Raw genomic sequence first — 21,823 nt, 5'->3', positions numbered from 1 at the left:
CCTTCGTCCTCGAATATGCGCCGCATGTCCATCGTCCTCGCTCCTGGCCTCGCACCGATTTCGCTCAAACCGGACCTCGCAAGATAACTGTCAGCAGGCCCTAACCCTTGCGCAACCGCTATCAAGATGCATCTATCTGGCGAGAGAAACGGTAACGGACGGCAGCATGTCCGCCGGCAAGAAAGAGACCGAGGAACTGTCAATCGGCCCCGATCCGGACGATCCGCGCCTGTCGCGCAGCGTTGAGGGGATCGATCAGACCGGCGCGCCGGTGACCACGTCGGTGGTCACCGAGCGGGCGCTGACGCTGTTCCTGAATTCGCAGGAAATCGTCACCATGATGACCATCGGCGACCATCCGGAGATGCTGGCGGTCGGCTATCTGCTCAACCAGAACATGCTGCGCGCCGATGACGAGATCACCGGCATCGACCATGACGACGACCTCGATGTGGTCGTCGTGCGGACCAAGCGGCGCACCGACTACGAGCAGAAGATGAAGAAGAAGGTGCGCACCTCCGGCTGCGCCCAGGGCACCGTTTTCGGCGATCTGATGGAAAGCCTTGCCGACGTCCAGTTGTCGGAAAATCAAGTGATCAAGACCTCTTGGCTCTATTCCTTGACGAAAAAGATCAACACGATGCCGAGCCTGTACCTCAAGGCCGGCGCGATCCATGGCTGCGTGCTGTGCAAAAAGGACATGCCGATCATCTATGTCGAGGATGTCGGCCGCCACAACGCCGTCGACAAGATCGCCGGCTTCATGTTCCTGAACGGCGTGGCGGCGGAGAACAAGATCTTCTACACCACCGGCCGGCTGACCTCGGAGATGGTCATCAAGACAGTGAAGATGGGAATCCCGATCCTCGTCTCGCGCTCCGGCTTCACCGCCTGGGGTGTGGAGCTCGCCAGGGAGGCGAACCTGACGCTGATCGGGCGGGCGCGGGGAAACCGCTTCGTGGCGCTTTCCGGCGATAGCCGCATCGTCTTCGACGCCGATCCGGGCGGGGCCGGCGAGGAGGACGCCAAGCACCGGCGCAAGGCGAGCCTGCCGGAGCCCGAGGAGGCGTGATGGCCGGGGCGGTCTCGCAATGGCGCGCGTTGACCGTCGGCGTGGCTCTTGCCGGCGGCCTGTCGAGGCGCATGGGCGGCGGCGATAAGTCTTTGAAAATGCTGGGCGGGCGGACGATGCTGGCGCACACCATCGAGCGGCTCGAGCCGCAGGTCGGGCGGATCGTCCTCAACGCAAATGGCGATCCCGAACGGTTCGCGGCGTTTGCTCCGCCGGTCGTCGCCGACCCGGTCGCCGGCTTTGCCGGACCGCTCGCCGGCGTGCTCGCCGGCTTTGACTGGACAGTCGACAACGCGCCCGAGGCGCGCTGGATCGTCACGGCTGCGACCGACACGCCGTTCTTCCCCGGCGACCTCGTTTCCCGCTTCGTCGCCGCGGCCGGCCATCACGAGACCATGATCGCGCTCGCCAAATCGGGCGGCAATCTGCACCCGGTGTTCGGGCTGTGGCCGGTGGCGCTCGCAGACGATCTGCGCCAGTGGCTGACCCAGGGCGAAAACCGCAAGGTGCTGGCCTGGGTCGACCGGCATGAGATGGTCGAAGTCGAATTTCCCGGCTTTTCGGTCGCCGGCGAGTTGCTCGACCCGTTCTTCAACGCCAACACGCCCGACGACATGAAAGTGGCCGAGGCGATCCTGCAGGAAATGGCGGCGTGACCCGGTCTCCCCTGTTCGGCATCACCGGCTGGAAGAATTCCGGCAAGACGACCCTGACCGAGCGGCTGCTCGCCGAGCTGACCGGCCGCGGGCTTGCCGTCGCCACGGTCAAGCACGCCCATCACGGTTTCGACGTCGACAAGGAGGGTACCGACAGCTTCCGCCACCGCAAGGCCGGCGCGTGCGAGGTGGCGATCGTATCGGCCCGCCGTTGGGCGCTGATGCACGAGCTTGCCGGCGCCGAAGAGCCGCGGCTCGAGGACATCCTGGCGCGGCTGAGCCCGGTCGATCTGGTGCTGATCGAGGGCTATAAACGCGAGGCCCATCCGAAGCTCGAACTCCGCCGCCTGCAATCGAAGAGCCAGGAGCCGCTGACGGCGGGCGTCGCCAATATCGTCGCCATCGCCGCCGATTACGCGGTCGAAGAAGGCGCCCTGCCCGTCTTCGATCTCGACGACGTCCCGGCGATCGCCGATTTCATCCTCGGCTACCTCAAGATCGGGGCGCCCCGTGCCGCCAAAGCTTCTTGACGACTGTTTTCTGCACGACAAGGACCGGCTGCGCCACGACGAGGCATTGGCGCTGCTGAAGGGCCGTATCGCGCCGCTTTCCGCGACTGAGCGGGTGGCGCTCGCCGACGCGGTCGGCCGGGTGCTTGCGGAGGAGGTCCGCGCGCCGCGCCCGGTGCCGGCCTTCGACAATTCCGCCGTCGACGGTTATGCCTTCTCCCATGCCGAGTATCTCGCCGCCAAGGGGCGGCTGAAAATCTCAGGTCGCGTCGCCGCCGGCCATCCGGGCTCAGGCCCGATCGCCGAGAGAACGGCGGCGCGGGTGTTCACTGGGGCCGTAATGCCCGAGGGCGCCGACACAGTGGCGATGCAGGAGGACGTGACGCTCGAGGATGCGGGCGGAGACGAGGTCGCGGTCATCCCGGAAGGGTTGAAGCAGGGCGCCAACCGCCGCAAGGCCGGCGAGGACCTTGCCGCCGGCGAGGTGCTGATCGGCCCCGGCCGGCGCCTGCGCCCGCAGGACCTTGCCGCCATCGCCTCGACGGGAACGGCCCAGATCGCGTGTCACAGGCGGCTCAGGCTCGCGATCGTATCGACCGGCGATGAAATCGTCCGCCCCGGCCATACCTTGGCGGAGGGTCAGGTTTACGATTCCAACGTCTATCTGCTGCGCGCGCTGCTCGAAACCATAGGGGCCGAGGTGAACGACCTCGGCGTGCTGACCGACCGGCGCGATGCGGTCACCGCGGCGCTTGCGGACGCCGCAGGCAAGCACGATGCGATCGTCACCTCCGGCGGCGCCAGCCGCGGCGATGAGGATCACGTCGTCAAGGCGGTCGAGGCAATGGGCAAGCTGCACATGTGGCAGCTCGCCATCAAGCCGGGCCGCCCGATGGGCTTCGGCCAGATCGACGAGTGCCTGTTCTTTGCGCTTCCCGGCAACCCGGTCGCGGTGATGGTCTGCTTTCTCCTCTATGTGCGCCCCGTGTTGCTGCGCCGCTCCGGCGCCGACTGGCCCGAGCCGCGGCGCTATCTCCTTCCCGCTGCCTTTTCGATCAAGAAGAAGCCGGACCGGCGCGAATTCCTGCGCGGCATGATCGTCGCCGACGCCGCGGGAAGGCAGACGATCGACAAATATCCGCGCGACGGATCGGGCCTCGTCTCCTCGCTGCGCGCCGCCGACGGGCTGATCGAAATCGCCGAGGAGGTCATCTCGGTCTCCCCCGGCGACCCGGTCGCCTTCATCCCCTTCGACGGCTTCGGCGGCTACTGATCGATACCGGCCATTGGCGATTGCATCGGCCGGTGGATTGGTGGAACAATGCTGTAAGGCAACCCGCGTAAACCCTCGGAGCGGGCGCGGAAAACTGCGGAGGAAAAGCCATGAAGACGAAACAGACGATAATTGCCGTCCTGGCCCTGGCGCTCTCTGCCGGGGCGTCCGCCGCCAAGGACTGGACGACGGTCCGTATCGGCACCGAAGGCGCCTACCCGCCCTTCAACTATGTCGACACCAACAACGAACTGCAGGGCTTCGACATCGACATCGCCAAGGCGCTGTGCGCCCAGATGAAGGTCGAATGCGTCTTCGTCGCGCAGGATTGGGACGGCATCATCCCGGCCCTTCTCGCCAACAAGTACGATGCCATCGTCGCCTCCATGTCGATCACCGACGAGCGCAAGCAAACCGTTGATTTCACGGAGAAATACTACACCAACGCGCTGACCTTCGTGGCTCCCAAGGCGGCCGGAGTGACGGGCGTCACGCCGGCGGATTTCGCCGGCAAGACGCTGGGCGCGCAGAGCGCGACCGTTTCGGCGAATTTCCTGGAGGACAATTACAAGGACTCCTCCATCAAGCTCTACGCCACCCAGGACGAAGCCTATCTCGACCTTGCCAATGGCCGTCTCGACGCGGTTCTCGCCGATACCGGTCCTTCCTTGCTGTGGCTGAGGAGCGAAAATGGGAGTTGCTGCCAGTTCGTCGGCGACGCGGTCGTGAAGGACGATGCCATCGGCATCGCCGTGCGCAAGGAGGACGGCGATCTGCGGGACATGCTCAACGAAGCGATTGCCGCGATCCGCGCCAATGGAACCTATGCCGAGATCAACGCCAAATATTTTCCGTTCTCGATCTACTGAGACGGGCGTCTGTTGGCAGAGTTGGGAAAGCGCCAAGGACGGTGGTGCAGTCGTCCCTTTTCCGCTGTGAAGAGGGCAAGGGCGTCTGCAGCTCCCCGTCATTCCGGCGCAAGCCGGAATCCAGAAAAGAGGGTGCCAAGAGCACCGCCGCTTAAGCTGAGTCCCGGATCGCGCGCCGGATCAATGCACTGACCTGCGCTCGGTCCTGGCCGGCGCTTGTCCGGGACGACGAGGTGGGCTTGGGGAGCCGGTTGAAGCGTTCGCCGGCGATATGAAAACGCCATTGCGGGGGCCATGGCCGATCTATTCGCACTGCTGAGCTATGGCCCCGAAGGCTGGGGCGACGAAATCGCCGCCGGCACGTGGCTGACCATCCGGCTGGCGCTGGCGACGCTGCCCTTCGGGCTGGTGCTCGGCTTCCTGGTCGCGCTCGGCCGCGACACCAAAAAGCGGGTGCCCGCCGTCATCGCGCTGCGCGCCGCCGCCAACGCCTATACGACGATTTTTCGTGGCCTGCCCGAGCTCCTGACCCTGTTCATCATCTATTATGGCGGCCAGATCCTGCTGCAGTCGCTGGTCAACCTGTTCGTCGCGGGCGCCTATGTCGAGGTCAGCGGCTTCCTCGCCGGCATGGTCGCGCTCGGCCTGGTGTTCTCGGCCTTCGCCAGCGAGGTCTTTCTCGGCGCGCTGAGGGCGATCTCGGCCGGGCAGATCGAGGCCGCCCAGGCGCTCGGCCTCAAGCGCTGGCAGACCCTGCGCTTCGTCATCGTCCCGCAATTGTGGCGCTATGCCCTGCCCGGTCTCGGCAATCTGTGGCTGGTGCTGCTCAAGGACACCTCGCTGGTCTCGGTGATCGCGCTTTCCGACCTGTTGCGCCAGACCAACGTCGCGGTCGGCGTCAGCAAGCAGCCCTTCTTCTTCTATCTCCTCGCCTGCCTGATCTACCTCGTCATGTCGATGGTCTCGGGCGTCGCGATCCAGGCGCTCGAGGCGTGGACCTACCGCAGCGAACGCAGGGTGGGCGCGGCATGAACATCGACCTGTTCCTGCGCTACGGGCCGCGCCTTGGCGATGGGGTCCTGGTCACCGCCGAGCTGGTGGCGCTGTCGGTCCTGATCGGCGCCGCCATCGCGCTGCCGATGGCGCTCGCCCGGCTCAGCGGCAACCGGCTGTTGCGCGCGGCCGCCTTCGCCTACTGCTACTTCTTCCGCGGCACGCCGCTTCTGGCCCAGGTCTTCCTGATCTATTACGGCGCCGGCCAGTTCCGCGCCGAACTCGAGGCCGTCGGCCTGTGGACCCTGTTCCGCGATGCCTTCTTCTGCGCCGTGTTCACCTTCACGCTCAATACCGGCGCCTATCAGGCGGAGATCCTGCGCGGCGCCATCCTGGCGGTGCCGGAGGGCCAGCGGGAGGCGGCCAAGGCGCTCGGCTTGAAGCGTCTTGCGACCTATCTCAGGGTCATCCTGCCGCAGGCCATCATCACCGCCCTGCGCCCGCTCGGCAACGAGATCATCCTGATGATCAAGGTCTCGGCCATTGCCAGCGTGATCACCGTGTTCGACCTGATGGGAGCCACGCGGCTCGCCTTCGCGCGCTCGTTCGATTTCGAGGTCTATCTCTGGGCGGCGGTGCTCTATCTGGCCATTGTCGAGGCGATGCGGCGCGGCTGGGACCGGCTGGAAACGCGGCTCACGCGGCATCTGCGCATGGCCCCCTGACAAGGTCCCCGCCATCGGCTATAGCTCGACACCGCCGCTGGCTGACCCACTCACAAGAAGCGAGGAGCATCATGGCAAAGGTTGCGTTCATCGGTCTGGGCGTCATGGGCTATCCCATGGCCGGCCACCTGAAGGCGCGCGGCGGGCACGAGCTCACCGTCTACAACCGCACCGCCGCCAAGGCCGAGCAATGGTGCAAGCAGCATGGCGGAACCGCCAAGCCGACGCCGGCGGAGGCGGCCGCAGGCCAGGATTTCGTGTTCTGCTGCGTCGGCAACGACAACGATCTGCGCGCCGTGACCTTAGGCGCGGACGGCGCCTTCGAGAAGATGGCCAAAGGAGCGGTGTTCATCGACAACACCACCGCTTCCGCCGACATCGCCCGCGAACTCCACGCCGTCGGCAAGAAGAAAGGCTTCGGCGTCCTCGACGCGCCGGTCTCCGGCGGTCAGGCGGGGGCCGAGAACGGCCAGCTCACGGTCATGGTCGGCGGCGACAAGGCGCATTTCGACACCGCCAAGCCGGTCATCGACTGCTATGCCAAGGCGACGACGTTGATGGGGCCTTCCGGCGCCGGGCAGCTGACCAAGATGGTCAACCAGATCGCCATCGCCGGCCTCGTCCAGGGCCTGTCGGAAGCGATCCATTTCGGCAAGAAGGCCGGGCTGGACATGAATCTCGTCATCGACGTCATCGCCAAGGGCGCGGCCCAGTCCTGGCAGATGGACAACCGGGCGGCGACGATGATCGAGGGCAAATTCGATTTCGGCTTCGCGGTCGACTGGATGCGCAAGGATCTGAGCATCTGCGTCGAAGAGGCGCGGCGCAACGGCGCCCACCTTCCGGTGAGCGCGCTCGTCGACCAGTTCTACTCGCAGGTGCAGAAGATGGGCGGCAAGCGCTGGGACACCTCGAGCCTGATCGCCCTTCTCGACCGGGAATGAAGCCGGGATGCGATAAGGCCGAGCCGGGTGGAAGGACAGAAGGGCCTTGGCATAGTTCACTTCTCCCCCCTTGCGGGGGAGAAAGCAAAATTAAGGTTTTAGCGGAGTGCAACGAGGCTAACCCTTTAATTTTGCAAGAGGGGGATAAGAGATATTTCACCCCCCACCTGAAAAATCTAACGCTTGGCGCCGCTAATGCGTCGCCAAATCGTTGATTTTTCTTCCTCCCCCGCAAGGGGGGAGGAGAAATAACTTATGTACCAATAAAATCAGCATACTCTATAGCAACACCCTGACCTCGGCGCGCAGGACGGGCAAGAGGTCCGTCTCAAACCAGGGATTGCGCTTGAGCCAGGCGGTGTTGCGCCAGGAGGGGTGCGGCAGCGGCATGACCCGGCGCGCCGCGCCCGGCTCGTAGACCTCGCGCCAGGCGCGCATGGTCTCGGTCAGAGTCTTCCCTTGCGCGCCCTTGAGATGGTAGGCGTGGGCATAGCGGCCGACGGCGAGCACCAGCTCGATATTGGGCAGCGCGGCCAATAGCCGGTCGTGCCAGGTGCGGGCGCATTCCCTGCGCGGCGCCAGGTCGCCGCCTTTCCGGTCAAGCCCGGGGAAACAGAAGCCCATGGGCACGACGGCGACGCGGCTGTCATCGTAGAATTCCTCATCCGACACGCCCATCCACTGACGAAGGCGCGCGCCCGACGGGTCGGAAAAGGGCACCCCGCTCGCATGCACCCGGGTGCCGGGCGCCTGGCCGGCAACGCATAGCCGGGCGGTTCCGGACGCCCGCAGCACCGGCCGCGGCTCGTGCGCCAGCGGCGGCGGAAATAGCGGCGCGTCGCGGCAGGCGCGGCAGGCGCGGATGGAGCCCAGGAGCGCAGCGAGATCTTCGGCCATTCCTACAATTCCACCACCATGCCGTCCTCGGCAGGGACGGCGCGGGCCCGGTCGATGTCGTCCTGGTGGGCGAGCATGTCGCCGCTCATATGGGTCAGCATCAGCCGCTTGGCCTCAAGCCGGTCGGCATTTTCCATGATCCGCCTGTAGGTCATGTGGCCGCGCAGCTCTTTCTCGAACATATAGCATTCGCAGATGAACAGATCGGCGCCCCTGGCAACCTCGACCAGTGTCTCGGTCCACTGCGTATCGCCGGAATAAGCCAGGATCTTGTCGCCAAAGACGAGCCGCAGCGCCAATGACGGCGCGCCTGAAAAATGCTCTACCTCGAATGCGGTTACGCCGATACCCGCCACCTGCATCTCAGCGCGCGGCTGGAGTTCGACAAGCTGCAGGTCGAAGCCCCAATCAACCTTGGAGTAGCGCGGATAGAGCGCCTCGATGGCGGCCGCCAGCCGCGCGCGGAGGCCCGCCGGCCCGGCGATGGCGAGCGGGCGGGTTCGCTTGCCGACCAGCTTGGCCTCAAGCAGCAAGGCGGGCAGGCCGCCATAGTGGTCGCCATGCAGATGGCTGATGAAGATCGTCGCGATGGAGCTTGGGTCGATTCCCTGCTTCCTGAGCGCAACCAGCGAGGTCGCGCCGCAGTCGATGAGAACGGCGCCGGGAGCTGTCTTGACGTGGAAGCACGGATTGAACCGGCCGCCGGCCGCGAACGCATCGCCCGAGCCGACGAATGTGATGCGAACCACCCTTCCCTCTCCAATTGCCCAAGCCTTGTAGCCCGGCCGCGCCGCCACGGCCTCGTGCCGGCGCTGCAGGCAGAGAGCATCATCGGCTCCTCTCCGCTGGACGGCGCACGGAGTGGAGCACGCAGCAATTGCCGACGCAAGGCGGCACCGGACCGCGCGTCAGGCGGCGCGCATGTTCCCCGATCAACGGTTGGTTAACCATAATTCGGAGCGGGTTCTTAAGACTTCGCTCACATAGTCGTCTGCCAATCGGGGCGGACCACGGGCCGGCCCCGGGCGGGAGATGTTGGACGATCCGGATGCACGGCGTCACCACCAAGCAGGGCATCGGCGGTATGGCGGCCAGCCGCCCGGAAGAGGACATCAGGCGCTCGGTCTCGGCCAGCGTCCGTGCCGCGCGCGCCCTGTTGACCTCGGTCGGCCCGCTGCGTCCCGATTACAAATTCGAGCTGATGCAGCTTTACGCCCGCAACCAGCTCGGCGCCGCGCTCGGCCTGCCGCTGCTCGCCGTGATCGTCGCCGGCATGATGGCCCTGTGGGTGCCGATACAGACGTCGGTACAGTGGCTGATCGCCGTGTTGATCGCCAAATTCATCATTCTCGCGCTCTGCAGGACCTTGCTGCAGCAACCGCCGGAAGAGGTGAATGTGCGCGACTGGCAAGCGCGCTTCGTCGCCGCCGAGCTTCTCTACGGCGCCAGCTGGGCGAGCCTCAGCTTCATGAGCGCCCATACCCCCGGCAGCGACCCGGCGCCGCACGTGGTGATCTTCGCGGCGCTGATCGTCATTCTGTCGCTGCGGACCATGCTGGCCGGCAGCCTCACCCCCATCACCTACGCGGGAACGGTGCCGATCGCCCTGGTGCTCTTGATCGGCTTCGTGCTTCTGGGCGAGCCGATGTATTACGCCCTCGCCGGCATCACCGTGTGCGCGCAAATTTACTTTTTTCTCGTCGCCCGGCACCTGACCGCCGATACGCTGGCCATGTTCGACCTCCGAGTGCAGAAGGATTCGCTGATCGCCGAACTCGAGCAGGCCAACTCTATCTCCGACGAGGCGCGCCGGCGCGCGGAGGCGGCGAACATCGCCAAATCCCGCTTTCTCGCCACCATGAGCCATGAGCTGAGAACGCCGCTCAACGCGGTGCTCGGATTTTCCGAGGTGATGAAGGCGGAGATTCTGGGGCCGCACAACGTGCCGACCTACAAGGAGTATTCGCAGGACATCCATCGCAGCGGCCAGCACCTGCTCAAACTCATCAACGAAGTGCTCGACCTTTCGCGCATCGAGGCCGGGCGCTACGAGCTGCACGAGGAGCCGATCTCGCTGGCCGGCGTCGCCGACGACTGCATGCGCCTGACGGAACTGCGTATGAGCGAGCGCGGCATAACGCTGTCAGGGCAGCTCGAGAAGGACATGCCCAAACTGTTGGCCGACGAGCGGGCGGTGCGGCAGATCTGCCTGAACCTTCTCTCCAACTCGATCAAGTTTACGCCAAACGGCGGCCAGATCATCGTCAAGGTCGGCTGGACGGAAGGCGGCGGCCAATATCTGAGCGTCATCGACACTGGACCGGGCATTTCGGAAGAGGAACTGCCGCAAATCCTCACCTCCTTCGGCCAGGGATCGCTGGCCCAGAAGACCGCCGAACAGGGCGCCGGCCTCGGCCTGCCCATCGTGCAGGGACTGATCAAGCTGCACGGCGGCAAGTTTCAGATCGCCAGCAAGCTGCGCGAGGGCACGCAGGTCACGGTGACCTTCCCGCGCACGCGCATCCTGACAGCACAGCCCGTCGGCGCGCTCGCCAACAGCGCTGCCTGAGCGCAGATGTTAGCCGGGCTTCTTATCCCGGTTCGAGACCCCGGCTTCCGAGAAGCTGCTCATGCCGGTGTGCACCTCAAGCGCAGCCCGGGCGACGCCGATCGCCAGCGCCGCGCCCGAGCCCTCGCCGAGCCGCATGCCGAAATCGAACAGCGCCGTCTTGCCCATCGCCGCCAAGAGCCGGCCATGGGCCTGCTCGGCGGACTGGTGCGCGAACATGCAATGGTCAAGCGCCGCAGGATCAAGCGCGTGGATCACCGCCGCGGCGGCGCTTGCGACATAACCGTCGATCAGGACCGGCACGCGGGAGAATCGCGCCGCCAGAATAGCGCCGACCATGGCCGCAAGCTCGCGGCCGCCGAGGCTGCGCAGCACCGTCAGCGGTTCCGGCGCGTCGCCATGCTGCCGCTTCAGACGGCCGACCGCCTGGGAAACGGCATCATGCTTGCGTTTCAAGCCCGAATCGTCGACGCCGGTCCCCCGCCCCACCCAGTCCTCAACCTGGCCGCCGAAAAGCCCATGGGCGAGCGCGGCGGCGACCGTGGTGTTGCCGATGCCCATTTCGCCGATGCCGAGAAGGTCAGCCTCCTGGGCGACCGCCTCCATGCCGTAGGCGATGGTCGCAGCACAGCTCGCCTCGTCCAGGGCATCCTCCTCGGTGATGTCACCCGTCGGCATCTCGAGCGCCAGCTCGAAGACCTTGAGCACGGCGCCGCTTGCCCGGCACAACTGGTTGATGGCGGCGCCGCCGGACTGGAAATTGGCCACCATCTGCTGCGTCACCTCGGCCGGATAGGCCGACACGCCACGGCTCGCCACGCCGTGATTGCCGGCGAACACGGCAACCACCGGCCGGTCGATGCGCGGCGGATAGCGGCCCTGCCAGGCGGCAAGCCAGACGGCGATCTCCTCGAGCCGCCCGAGTGAACCCGGCGGCTTGGTGAGGTCGGCGTCGCGGCGACGCGCCAGATCGGCGCTCGCCTCGTCCGGCGCCGGCAATTTGGCGAGCAGATCTCGGATGTCCTCGAAGGGCGGACGCTTGGGTGTCTGCTGCTGCATGTTTCACATGATTCTTCACGACAACGCCGCAAACCGCTATAGCCTTCCTATACGGACTTTGAAACCGGCAAGGTGCGCAAGAGGAGGAAATGTTGCAGCCAGCGGTTGCGCAATGGCTTCAGGAGCTGCGTCACGCGGTGGCGTTCTATACCCTCATTCCAGCGCATTGGATGGGCACGGTGGTGTCGGAGCGGGAACCTGTTCCCATGGGGCAGGCGATGCGCATGGTGCCGCTGGCGGGGGCACTCGTCGGCGCGGTAGGCGCAGCTATCTGCGCCCTTGCCGCCGCGCTCACAGGGTCAACCCTGGTCGCCTCCGTCTCGGCGGTCGCCGCCACGATGATGATCACCGGCGCCCTGCACGAGGACGGGCTTGCCGATACGGCCGATGCTCTGGCAGGCACGACGCCCGAAAAGCGTCTTGAAATCCTGCACGACAGCCATATCGGCAACTTTGGCGCGGCGGCGCTGTGCACGTCCATCCTGCTGCGGGTGGCGCTGATTGCGGTGATCGCACAGGTCGACGGGATTGCCGCCACGGCGCTGGTGCTGATCGCCGCGCACGCCGTTTCAAGGGGGTTTGCCCTGTGGCTTCCCTACTGCCTGCCGCCGGCGCGCAAGAGCGGGGCCGCGGTAGCCTTCGGGCGTCCCAGCGAGAGGGTTTTCGTGGAGGTCATCCTGATTTCCCTGGTGATCGCCTTCATCACCGCCGCGAGCGTGGCGCACATCGTCGCCACGGTGGTTGCGGTGCTCGTCTCGGCGCTCGTGGTGCTCGGCGCAACGTGGCTAGCCGAACGCCTGTTCGGGGGACAGACGGGGGATCTCTCGGGAGCCACGCAACAGCTTGCCGAGATCGCCTTCCTGTTCGGCTTCACCGCCCTGATCGGACTGTAGGACGCGATGTTCTGGATTGCCATCGGCATCCTGATGACGGGCTTGGTACTGCTCGTCGCCAATCACCAGGCCGGCCAGGTCGCCGGCATCGAGGGGGATTCGTTCGCGCAGCTGGTATGGCTCACGGCGTTGGGACTCGTCGTCGGGGCAGGTCTGATGTTTTCCTATCGCGGCCGCGCCGCCACGGCGCTCCGTCATGCCGCAACCTGGCTGCTGGTGGCTGTCATTCTCGTTGCCGGCTATTCGTTCCGCACCGAGTTCACCGACATCGCGCAGAGGGTGCGCGCGCAATTGCAGCCCGGCTACGCGCTTCAGCGGATAACCGTCGAGGGCGCCAACGAGGTGGTCCTGTTCCGCCGCGCCGACGGCCACTTCAGCGCCGACGTGACGGTCGACGGCATTGCCGTGTCGATGCTGGTCGATACCGGCGCCACCACCCTCACCCTGTCCAACGAGGACGCCGCCAGGATCGGGCTGGCGGTCGATCGGCTCGCCTATTCGGTGCGCATTCAAACCGCAAACGGCCTCAGCGAAGCTGCCCCGGTCAGCCTCGATCGCGTGACCATCGGTCCTATCACGGTGAGCCCCGTGCGGGCGTTGGTGGCGCGGCCAGGTCGTCTCAATGAGAGTCTTCTTGGTATCGGATTCTTAAGCCGTCTGGAGTCATATGAAGTCAGGGGCGACCAGATGATCCTGCGTGCGCCACGAGCCTGAACACGTTCCGCCCCGTCTTTCAGGCGGGACGCACTCGACGGACCGACACCGATGACCAAACTTGCCGTCACCTTTGTTGTGATCACGCTGGCGCTGACACTCGGCGCCATCGTAATGGACGAGAAAAGCGCCCGCGAAGCGGCAGCGCCAAGGAGCGCCACCGCCGACAGAGCCCAGACGAGCCGCGTTACGGCCATCAGCGCCGACAGGTACGGCCATTTCGCCGCCGCGACGCTGGTCAACGGCGTTCATGTCGAGATGCTCGCAGATACCGGCGCGAGCCTCGTCGTGTTGAGCCAGGCGGACGCGCGTCGGGTCGGCATCGACCTTGCCCGGCTCACCTATGACGTTCCCGTCAAGACCGCCAACGGGGAGGCGATGGCCGCGCGCACCGTCCTTGACGAGGTGCAAGTGGGCACAATCCAGGTGCGCAATGTCGCTGCGTTTGTCGCGCAGCGCGACGTGCTGCCGACAAGCCTGCTCGGCATGAGCTTCATCGGCGCCATTACGCGCTTCGAGCTGCGCGGCGATCAGCTTTTATTGACGCAATAGGCATCCCTCCCAAAGCCTCCGGTCATTTCGCCGGACCATGGCATTTGTGTGCGCCGGGAAGCTGCGATATTCAAGATCGTGGCATTCCAAGGACCTGTCATGTTTCCGAGACCCGTCGCCTCGCTCACGCCCAATACCGCCGACTTCGAGCGCCTGCCGCTGGTCAAGGAGACCGGCTTTCGCGAATACGACGCGCGCTGGCTCTTTCCCGAGGAGATCAATCTGATGGGCGTGCAGGCCCTCGGGCTGGGGCTCGGCACGCTGTTCAAGGAGATGGGCGTCACGCCGCCGGCCATCGTCGTCGGCCACGACTACCGCTCCTACTCGCTTTCCATAAAGCAGGCTCTTTTGAGCGGGCTCTTGGGCACCGGATGCGAGGTCCACGATATCGGCTTGGCGCTGTCGCCCATGGCCTATTTCGCCCAGTTTGCGCTGGATGTCGCGGGCGTGGCGATGGTCACCGCCAGCCACAACGACAATGGCTGGACCGGGGTCAAGATGGGCTGCGCGCGTCCCCTCACCTTCGGGCCGGACGAGATGATCGCGCTCAAGGAGATCACGCTCTCCGGGCGCTTTGCCGCCGACGGCGGCGGCTCGTACCGCTTTGTGGAGGACTTCGCCGAGGTCTATCTCGGCGCCATTGCCGACAGGCCGCAACTGAAGCGGCCGATCCGGGCGGTTGCCGCCTGCGGAAACGGCACCGCCGGCGCCTTCGCGCCGGAAGCGCTTAAGCGCATTGGCGCCGATGTGGTCCCGCTCGATACCGCGCTCGACTACACTTTTCCGCGCTACAACCCCAATCCCGAGGACCTGGCGATGCTCGCCGCGGTCGCCGAAAAAGTGCGCGAGAGCGGCGCCGACGTAGGCCTTGCCTTCGACGGCGACGGCGACCGCTGCGGTGTCATCGACAATGAAGGAAGCGCGATCTTCGCCGATAAGGTGGGTGTCATGCTGGCCCGCGACATCTCCGCGCGGCATGAAAAGGCCAAGTTCGTCGTCGACGTCAAATCGACCGGTCTGTTCCTGACCGACCCGGTGCTGATCGCAAACGGGGCCACGACCGAATATTGGAAGACCGGCCATTCCTACATCAAGCGGCGCAGCTTCGAGACCGGGGCGCTGGCGGGATTCGAGAAGAGCGGACATTTTTTCTTCAACCCGCCGCTCGGCCGCGGCTATGACGACGGGCTCGTCGCCGCCTTCGCGGTGCTCGACATGATGGACCGCAATCCGGACAAGACGCTGGCCGAGATGCAGCGCGCCCTGCCCAAGACCTGGCAGTCGCCGACCATGTCGCCGCACTGCGCCGACGAGGAGAAGTATGCCGTCGTCGACAAGGCGGTGGCTCATTTTCAGGACTTGGCCAAGAGGCGCGCGAAGGTGGCAGGCCAGGACATCCGCGAGCTTGTCACCGTCAACGGCGTGCGCGTCGTGCTTGCCGACGGGACCTGGGGCCTGGTGCGCGCCTCCTCCAACAAGCCGGAGCTTGTGGTGGTGGTCGAAAGCCCGACCTCCGAGCAAAACATGCGCGCCATCTTCGAGGCGATCGACGCGCATCTTTCGACCTACCCGCAGGTCGGCGAATACAATCAGAAGATCTGATTGACCCCCACCCTACCCTCCCCCTTCCCGGGGGAGGGAAACAGGTGTGAGGCCGCCTGCCCAAATCCCCTCCCCCCTGCAAGGGGGGAGCTGGAGGGGGGTCCGATGTGTGGCGCCCTCGGATCGACTGATTTCAGTCAGTCTGAAGCCGCACCGATTTACTCCGCGGCGGCCAGCGCCTGCGGCCTGACCAAGGCGAGCGCGGCGCGCAGCACTTCGACTCCCGCGTCCGGGCGCACACCCTCTTCGCTCAGGGTCCGCCGCCAGGCGCGCGCGCCGGGCACCCCCTGGAACAGGCCTGTCATATGGCGGGCGATCCGGTGCAGCCTCGTGCCGCGGGCAAGCTCGCGCTCGATATAGGGGATCATCCGCTCGACGATTTCAGCCGGCTCGGGCGCCGGCGCCCGGTCGCCGAACAGGCGTCCGTCGGCCTCGGCGAGACGCCACGGGCTTTGATAGGCGGCACGGCCCATCATCACCCCGTCGAGATGGGCAAGATGGGCCGCTGCCTCGTCGAGGCTGCCGATGCCGCCATTGAGCACGACGCAAAGGTCCGGGCGGCGCGCCTTGAGCCGGTAGACGCGGCCCTGATCGAGCGGCGGCACGTCCCGGTTCTCTCTCGGGCTCAGTCCTTCGAGCCAGGCCTTGCGGGCATGGATGACGAAGGTCGTGCAGCCGGCCGCCGCAACCGTATCAATGAAGGTGTCGAGCGCATCCTCGGCGTCCTGATCGTCGATGCCGATGCGGCATTTGACGGTCACCGGAAGCGAAACCGCGGCCTGCATGGCGGCGACGCATTCCGCGACCAGCGCCGGCTCGGCCATCAGGCAGGCGCCGAAGCGGCCGGATTGGACGCGATCGGAGGGACAGCCGACATTGAGGTTGATTTCCCGGTAGCCGAACCCTTCGGCGATCCGCGCGGCCGCGGCGAGCTTCGTGGGGTCCGAGCCGCCGAGCTGGACCGCCACCGGCTGCTCCTCTTCGCTGAAGCCGATCAGCCGCTCGCGGTCGCCGTGGATCACCGCATCGGCGGTGACCATCTCGGTGTAGAGCAGCGCGCGGGCCGTCAGCAGCCGGTGAAAGTACCGGCAATGGCGGTCGGTCCACTCCATCATCGGCGCGACGGCGAAAATGCGTTCGGCGATCATGCGGACCATATCGGCCTAAGGCCGCCGATTGGCAAGATGGAGGCCCTATCCGTACCTCCCACTCCGTTATATTGAATTTTGCGTTATGGTTTCATATATATGTTTCCATGAAACTAAAACGTCAATCAGTAGGACCAGGCATGACGGCGGCACAAGGAACGGTGGCACGCTATATCGACGAGCTGCGGGAGTTCGGCGGGTTGAAGGGGACGGACATCGCCAACATCGCCGACGTGTCGAAGGCGACGGTGTCGCGCTGGTCGAGCGGCGCGATGAACCCGCATCCGCGCACCCAGCTCATCCTTTCCGACCTGCACTACGTGGTCGGCCGGCTGCAGGAATATTATTCGGCGGACGATATCCGGACCTGGCTCTATGCCCGCCACCCCCAGCTCGACGGAGCGCGGGCGATCGACCTCATCAATGAGGGGCAGTCCGAACGGGTCCTGAACGTTCTCGAACGCCTCGATGCGGAGGTCTATCTGTAAGAGATGGGTGGCGCTCATCGCATCCGGGACAACGCCCTGATCGATGCGCTGGAGGGCGCGCCATCCATTCGTTTCGACGGCACGGTCTGGCGCGTCGCGCGCGAGGGCCACGATGTTCCGATGTGCGGTTCGGCGGGCGGGCGCTGGGACGACGGGACTTTCGATGTCCTCTACACCTCCATGGAGGATGCCGGTGCCGTCGCCGAGTTGTTTTTCCATCTGTCGCGCGGTCAGCCGGTGATCCCCTCAAAGGTCGCCTACCACCTGTTCGAGCTGCGGGTCGCCATCGAGCGGACACTGCGGCTCGCCGACCTCGACGCCATCGCCGCGCTGGGCGTGGAGGTCGCCCGATACGGCGTGCTCTCGCACGCCGACCGGCAGCAGGAATATCCCCGCACCCAGGACATCGCCGAGACGGCGCATTTCGTCGGCTTCGACGGCCTCATCGTCCCCAGCGCCCGCTGGGCGTGCGCGAACGTGATCGTGTTTTGCGATCGCGTCAAATCGGATGCCATGGAAATCGCAAAGGATTACGGGCGGATCGACTGGGAGCAATGGCGCGGCAAGGCGCGTTCATGACTTTGGCCGCTGCCGCCAGATCGCCCGGCCGCTGCCGGGAAGGCCGAGCGCTGCCCACTTCTCGTCGACCGCGCGGACGACCTCGTCCGACATGCGCAGCGGAACGCCCCATTCGCGGTCGGTCTCGCCGCCGATCTTGTTGGTCGCGTCGATGCCCATCTTGCCGCCGAGACCGGAGCGCGGCGAAGCGAAATCGAGATAGTCGATGGGCGTATTGTCGACGATCATGGCGTCGCGCGCCGCATCTGAGCGGGTAGCGATGGCCCACATCACGTCGCGCCAGTCGCGGGCGTCGATATCCTCGTCGACGACGATGATCAGCTTCGTGTAGCTGAACTGCGGTAGCAACGACCACAGGCCCATCATGACGCGCCGCGCCTGGCCCGGATAGCGCTTGGCGATCGACACCACGGCGACGCGGTAGGAACAGGCTTCCGGCGGCAGATAGCAGTCGACGATCTCCGGGAACTGACGCCGCAGGAGCGGCAGAAACACCTCGTTGAGGGCACGGGCCATGACCGACGGCTCGTCCGGCGGGCGGCCGGTGAAGGTGGAAAGATAGATCGGCTTCTGGCGCCGCGCGATCGCGCTCACCGTGAAGACCGGGAAGGATTCGACGGCGTTGTAATAGCCGGTATGGTCGCCATAGGGGCCCTCGGGCGCCGTCTCCTCGATGGAGACATGGCCCTCCAGCACGATTTCGGCATGGGCCGGTACCTTGAGCGGGACGGTGCGGCAGGGCGCAAGCTCCAGCTTGGCGCCGCGCAACAGCCCGGCGAAGCGGTATTCCGACAGAAGCTCCGGCACCGGCGTCACCGCGGCCAGCATCGTGCCCGGGTCGGCGCCGATGGCGACGGCAACGGGCATCGGTTCGCCGCGTTCGGCCCACAGGCGGTGATGGCGGGCGCCGCCGCGTTGCGCGAGCCAGCGGATGATGGCGCGGCGTTCATCCAGAACCTGCATGCGGTAGACGCCCATATTGTAGGTGTCCTCGCGGGCCTCGCCGGGGCCCTTGGTGATCACCAATGGCCAGGTGATGAGCGGCGCCGGCTCGCCCGGCCAGCAGCACTGCACGGGGAGTTGCGTCAGATCCACCGCGTCGCCCTCGCACACCACCTGCATGACCGGCGCGGCGCGCACCGACTTCGGGCGCATGGTCATGGCGGCGCGCAGCAAAGGCAACCTGTCGATGGCGTCGCGCACTCCATCGACCGGATCGGGGCTTTGCAATGCTGCCAAGCGTTCGCCAAGGTCCCGCAAACCGGCGACTTCGCAGCCGAGCCCCCAGGCGACCCGCTCGACGGTCCCGAACAGATTGACCAGGACCGGCATCGCGCTCGCCCTCCCGTCTGCCCTGATCGGCTTCTCGAACAGAACCGCAGGCCCCCCCTCGGCCAGGAGCCGGGTCTGGATCTCGGTCATTTCGAGGCGGGTCGAGACCGGCGCGGTGACGCGGACGAGCCCACCCGCCTGCTCGATGCGGGCAAGAAAATCCCCCAGCGAGCGGTATGTCGCCGGGTTTAAGGTCACAGCCGTCATGGCGCACCCGAGGATTGGACGCGCCACGAGCGTAGAAACGCCGCGCGCCGGAGGCTTTGATGGAAATCAAATGGGCGCGCTCTCGAAAAGGCTAGATTTCCGGCGACAAAAGCGAATCTCGAGTGAAACGGGCCTGCCGCCATCACGCAGCCGCCTCCCTTAAGCGTCCTTGCCGACGCGCTCTTAGAGCTGCCGCTTGCTGCCCTGCAGCGCGCGCTCGGCGCCGCCTTGGCATCGGTGACGCACAATCACCCGCGCCTGTTCGAGAGGCTCGAAGGCTATTGGGGTGCGCGTTTCGTCATCGACCCCGTTGATCTGCCGATCGTCTTCCTGCTCTGTCCCGACCCCACGGCGCCGCGGCTGACGGCCGCTTGGTCGCGCGAGGGGCAGAATCCGACGGCCGTCATCGGCGGGCGAATGCTGCGCCTCATCGATCTGCTGGAAGGCGAGCTCGACGGCGATGCGCTGTTCTTTTCGCGCGACATCGAGATCGAAGGCGACACCGGCGCCGTGCTCGCCCTGCGCAACGCCATCGAGAGCGAGGAGATCGTGCTGTTCAGAGAGTTTGCGGAGGCGCTCGGTCCCTTCGGGGCGCCGGTTCGGCTCATCGGCGAACGCGGGCCCGACGCGGTCGCGGCGGCGCGCGGCGTTCTCAATCGGCTGACGGCGCTTCTGCTGGGCGCCAACCATCGCCCGGAGGAAACGACATGACGGCGCGGACATTGGAGCTCGTCTGCCCGGCCGGCACGCCGGCATCGCTCAAGGCCGCGATCGGGGCCGGCGCCGATGCCGTCTATCTGGGTCTTGCCGACGAAACCAATGCGCGCAACTTCCCGGGTCTCAATTTCTCGACGCGGGATTTCCGCGAGGCCATCGCCCACGCCCATGGCGAGGGAGTGAAGGTGTTGCTCGCCGTCAACACCTTTCCGCGCGCGGGAAATGTCGGGCCATGGCACCATGCGGTCGATCTGGCGGCCGAAGAAGGCGCCGACGCGGTCATTATCGCCGATATCGGGCTTGCCGCCTACGCGGCCCGGACGCATCCCGATCTCAGGCTTCATCTTTCCGTTCAGGCCTCCGCCTCGACGGCCGATGCCATCGGCTATTTCGTCGAGCGTTTCGGCGTCAAGCGCGTGGTGCTGCCGCGGGTGCTGACGCTGCCCGACATTGCCGCGCTCAACCGCGCCATCCCGTGCGAGAGCGAGGTGTTCGTATTCGGCGGCCTGTGCGTGATGGCCGAGGGGCGCTGCGCCCTCTCCTCTTACGCAACCGGCAAGTCGCCTAACATGAACGGGGTGTGCTCGCCGCCCAGTCACGCCATCTATGAGCGCGAAGGAGATACCCTCACCTCCAAGCTCGGCGACTTCACCATCAACCGCTTCGGCGCCGACGAGGATGCCGGCTATCCGACCCTGTGCAAGGGCCGCTTCACCGTCAAGGACAAGACGGGCTACGTGTTCGAGGAGCCGGTGAGCCTGAACGCGCTCGACCATTTGGGCGAGCTGATCGACGCCGGGGTGGCGGCGCTGAAGATCGAGGGGCGGCAGCGCGGGCGCGCCTATATCGCCGAGGTGGTGGCGAAGGTGCGCGCCGCGGTCGATGCGGCGGCGGCGGGGGGGAGAGTCGATGCCGGTGGGCTTGCCAATTTGAGCGAGGGCGGGCGCCAGACGGCCGGCGCCTATCGCAAGACATGGCGGTAAGGGGAAGGGAAACGATGGAGGGGCAGGAGCAGCTTACCCTCGGCCCGGCGCTGTTCAACTGGCCGGCGGAGCGCTGGCGCGATTTCTACTTTACTATCGCCGACGAGGCGCCGGTCGACCGCGTCTATCTCGGCGAAGTGGTGTGCTCCAAACGGGCGCCATTCTACGCGGCGGTGCTGCCGGAGGTGGCCGCGCGGCTGGAAGCGGGCGGAAAGCAGGTGGTGTTCTCGACCCTGGCGCTGATCACCAATGCGCGCGAGGCCCAGGCCGCACGCGATCTGTGCGGCGACGAAACGCTGCCGGTCGAGGCCAACGATCCGTCCGCGCTCGCATATCTGCGCGGCCGCGCGCATGTCGTCGGCCCCTATGTCAATGTCTATAACGAGGACACGCTCCTCTATCTCGCCGGCGAAGGGGCGCGCCGGGTGTGCCTTCCGGTCGAGTTGCCGGCAACCTCGCTTGCCGCGCTCGGCAAGGCGGCGCGGGGCCATGTCGAGCTGGAAGTGCAGGTTTTCGGGCGTTTGCCGCTGGCGCTGTCGGCGCGCTGCTATCACGCCCGCGCGCACGGGCTGCACAAGGACAATTGCCAATTCGTCTGCGCCGAGGACCCGGACGGACTGGCGCTGCGTACCCTGAGCGACCAGCCGTTCCTGGCCGTCAACGGCATCCAGACGCTGTCGCACGCCTATGTCAATCTGATCGACGAGCTAGGCGCACTTCAGGACATGGGCATCGCGGCCTTTCGGCTGTCGCCGCAGAATTGCGGAATGGTTGATGTCGCGGAGACTTTCCGCGCCGTCGTCGATGGACGCATCGACGCGACGGAGGCAACTCGGCGGCTTTCCCGCATCGCGCCCGAAGCGCGCTTTTCAAAAAGCTTTTTCGAGGGCGAAGCACAGCGCGCCTAGAGCGGTTCATGGTTATAGGGAACCATTTGACCGGGATGATTTTGCGCCGTGGCCAGGCGCGGCTCGCCGGGCGATGCGGTGCATCGGCCAACAGCCGCAACACCGCCACGGCGCAAAAGAACCCGGCCTTCGGT

23 protein-coding genes are annotated in these 21,823 nt (G+C 65.9%); 18 read left to right on the top strand and 5 right to left on the bottom strand.

All coding sequences use genetic code 11. From position 1 onward, the window contains the following. Window positions 1–166 precede the first annotated feature (166 nt). The 8 genes from fdhD (at window position 167) to Q8P46_07155 (ending at window position 7,041) form a co-directional block, all read left to right on the top strand. Window positions 167–1,072: a formate dehydrogenase accessory sulfurtransferase FdhD gene (fdhD, locus tag Q8P46_07190; GenBank protein MDP2619950.1), complete on the top strand. Its 906-nt coding sequence runs from the start codon at window positions 167–169 to the stop codon at window positions 1,070–1,072. Next, a complete protein-coding gene (mobA, locus tag Q8P46_07185; GenBank protein MDP2619949.1) occupies window positions 1,072–1,728 on the top strand; it encodes a molybdenum cofactor guanylyltransferase MobA in 657 nt (218 codons plus the stop codon). Before fdhD ends, mobA begins: the two co-directional genes overlap by 1 nt. Beyond that, the gene (gene mobB, locus Q8P46_07180) at window positions 1,725–2,258 is read left to right on the top strand and encodes a molybdopterin-guanine dinucleotide biosynthesis protein B (protein MDP2619948.1); all 534 of its coding nucleotides are present in this window, start codon (window positions 1,725–1,727) and stop codon (window positions 2,256–2,258) included. Before mobA ends, mobB begins: the two co-directional genes overlap by 4 nt. Continuing rightward, window positions 2,239–3,510, top strand: a complete 1,272-nt coding sequence (locus Q8P46_07175; protein ID MDP2619947.1) for a molybdopterin molybdotransferase MoeA — start codon at window positions 2,239–2,241, stop codon at window positions 3,508–3,510. Before mobB ends, Q8P46_07175 begins: the two co-directional genes overlap by 20 nt. Window positions 3,511–3,620: 110 nt before the next feature. Further along, a complete protein-coding gene (locus Q8P46_07170; protein ID MDP2619946.1) occupies window positions 3,621–4,379 on the top strand; it encodes an ABC transporter substrate-binding protein in 759 nt (252 codons plus the stop codon). A 294-nt stretch (window positions 4,380–4,673) separates the two neighbouring features. Then, window positions 4,674–5,411: an ABC transporter permease gene (locus Q8P46_07165; GenBank protein MDP2619945.1), complete on the top strand. Its 738-nt coding sequence runs from the start codon at window positions 4,674–4,676 to the stop codon at window positions 5,409–5,411. Continuing rightward, window positions 5,408–6,097, top strand: a complete 690-nt coding sequence (locus tag Q8P46_07160; GenBank protein ID MDP2619944.1) for an ABC transporter permease — start codon at window positions 5,408–5,410, stop codon at window positions 6,095–6,097. The genes Q8P46_07165 and Q8P46_07160 overlap by 4 nt, the downstream gene beginning before the upstream one ends. 71 nt (window positions 6,098–6,168) lie before the next feature. Continuing rightward, window positions 6,169–7,041, top strand: a complete 873-nt coding sequence (locus tag Q8P46_07155) for an NAD(P)-dependent oxidoreductase (GenBank protein MDP2619943.1) — start codon at window positions 6,169–6,171, stop codon at window positions 7,039–7,041. Between the two features lie 279 nt (window positions 7,042–7,320). Here the strand turns inward: Q8P46_07155 and Q8P46_07150 are convergent, their stop codons facing one another. Both Q8P46_07150 and Q8P46_07145 read right to left on the bottom strand, forming a co-directional pair. Further along, window positions 7,321–7,938: a uracil-DNA glycosylase family protein gene (locus Q8P46_07150; protein ID MDP2619942.1), complete on the bottom strand. Its 618-nt coding sequence runs from the start codon at window positions 7,936–7,938 to the stop codon at window positions 7,321–7,323. 2 nt (window positions 7,939–7,940) lie between these two features. Next, window positions 7,941–8,687, bottom strand: a complete 747-nt coding sequence (locus Q8P46_07145; protein ID MDP2619941.1) for an MBL fold metallo-hydrolase — start codon at window positions 8,685–8,687, stop codon at window positions 7,941–7,943. A 299-nt stretch (window positions 8,688–8,986) separates the two neighbouring features. Here Q8P46_07145 and Q8P46_07140 point away from each other — a divergent pair, with 299 nt between their 5' ends. Beyond that, on the top strand, window positions 8,987–10,507 hold the full coding sequence (locus Q8P46_07140) for a HAMP domain-containing sensor histidine kinase (GenBank protein ID MDP2619940.1): 1,521 nt from the start codon (window positions 8,987–8,989) through the stop codon (window positions 10,505–10,507). 9 nt (window positions 10,508–10,516) lie between these two features. Here Q8P46_07140 and cobT read toward each other — a convergent pair whose 3' ends face one another. After that, entirely contained in the window at window positions 10,517–11,566 is a 1,050-nt protein-coding gene (cobT, locus tag Q8P46_07135) for a nicotinate-nucleotide--dimethylbenzimidazole phosphoribosyltransferase (GenBank protein MDP2619939.1), read from the bottom strand. 89 nt (window positions 11,567–11,655) lie between these two features. Between cobT and Q8P46_07130 the strand changes: the two genes are divergently transcribed. From Q8P46_07130 to Q8P46_07115, 4 genes are all read left to right on the top strand, one after another. Beyond that, window positions 11,656–12,459, top strand: coding sequence for an adenosylcobinamide-GDP ribazoletransferase (locus tag Q8P46_07130; protein ID MDP2619938.1), 804 nt, complete (start codon window positions 11,656–11,658; stop codon window positions 12,457–12,459). 6 nt (window positions 12,460–12,465) lie between these two features. Further along, window positions 12,466–13,173 carry a TIGR02281 family clan AA aspartic protease gene (locus Q8P46_07125; GenBank protein ID MDP2619937.1) on the top strand — a complete coding sequence of 236 codons (708 nt, stop codon included), beginning with the start codon at window positions 12,466–12,468 and terminating at the stop codon, window positions 13,171–13,173. A gap of 51 nt (window positions 13,174–13,224) precedes the next feature. Continuing rightward, window positions 13,225–13,725, top strand: a complete 501-nt coding sequence (locus tag Q8P46_07120) for a TIGR02281 family clan AA aspartic protease (GenBank protein MDP2619936.1) — start codon at window positions 13,225–13,227, stop codon at window positions 13,723–13,725. Between the two features lie 99 nt (window positions 13,726–13,824). Beyond that, complete coding sequence (locus tag Q8P46_07115) at window positions 13,825–15,327, top strand: phosphomannomutase/phosphoglucomutase (protein ID MDP2619935.1); 1,503 nt, start codon at window positions 13,825–13,827, stop codon at window positions 15,325–15,327. 158 nt (window positions 15,328–15,485) lie between these two features. On the opposite strand, the gene dusA is transcribed toward Q8P46_07115, so the two are convergent. Beyond that, window positions 15,486–16,475: a tRNA dihydrouridine(20/20a) synthase DusA gene (gene dusA / locus Q8P46_07110; protein MDP2619934.1), complete on the bottom strand. Its 990-nt coding sequence runs from the start codon at window positions 16,473–16,475 to the stop codon at window positions 15,486–15,488. A 140-nt stretch (window positions 16,476–16,615) separates the two neighbouring features. Here dusA and Q8P46_07105 point away from each other — a divergent pair, with 140 nt between their 5' ends. Beyond that, entirely contained in the window at window positions 16,616–16,963 is a 348-nt protein-coding gene (locus tag Q8P46_07105) for a helix-turn-helix transcriptional regulator (protein MDP2619933.1), read from the top strand. A gap of 3 nt (window positions 16,964–16,966) precedes the next feature. After that, window positions 16,967–17,542 (top strand): RES family NAD+ phosphorylase, encoded by a 576-nt coding sequence (locus Q8P46_07100; GenBank protein MDP2619932.1) that lies wholly within the window; start codon window positions 16,967–16,969, stop codon window positions 17,540–17,542. Here Q8P46_07100 and Q8P46_07095 read toward each other — a convergent pair. Next, the gene (locus Q8P46_07095; protein ID MDP2619931.1) at window positions 17,537–19,081 is read right to left on the bottom strand and encodes a UbiD family decarboxylase; all 1,545 of its coding nucleotides are present in this window, start codon (window positions 19,079–19,081) and stop codon (window positions 17,537–17,539) included. The two genes, Q8P46_07100 and Q8P46_07095, sit on opposite strands and share 6 nt — an antisense overlap. 237 nt (window positions 19,082–19,318) lie before the next feature. Between Q8P46_07095 and Q8P46_07090 the strand changes: the two genes are divergently transcribed. From Q8P46_07090 to Q8P46_07080, 3 genes are read left to right on the top strand one after another with little or no spacing between them, the layout of a single operon-like run. After that, complete coding sequence (locus tag Q8P46_07090; GenBank protein ID MDP2619930.1) at window positions 19,319–19,792, top strand: SCP2 sterol-binding domain-containing protein; 474 nt, start codon at window positions 19,319–19,321, stop codon at window positions 19,790–19,792. Between the two features lie 11 nt (window positions 19,793–19,803). Beyond that, the gene (locus tag Q8P46_07085; GenBank protein ID MDP2619929.1) at window positions 19,804–20,781 is read left to right on the top strand and encodes a peptidase U32 family protein; all 978 of its coding nucleotides are present in this window, start codon (window positions 19,804–19,806) and stop codon (window positions 20,779–20,781) included. A 14-nt stretch (window positions 20,782–20,795) separates the two neighbouring features. Then, on the top strand, window positions 20,796–21,689 hold the full coding sequence (locus Q8P46_07080) for a U32 family peptidase (protein MDP2619928.1): 894 nt from the start codon (window positions 20,796–20,798) through the stop codon (window positions 21,687–21,689). The last annotated feature ends 134 nt before the right edge of the window (window positions 21,690–21,823 follow it).

The organism is Hyphomicrobiales bacterium (assembly GCA_030688605.1).
Taxonomy (GTDB): domain Bacteria; phylum Pseudomonadota; class Alphaproteobacteria; order Rhizobiales; family NORP267; genus JAUYJB01.
This window is presented reverse-complemented; position numbering and strand designations above follow the sequence as displayed.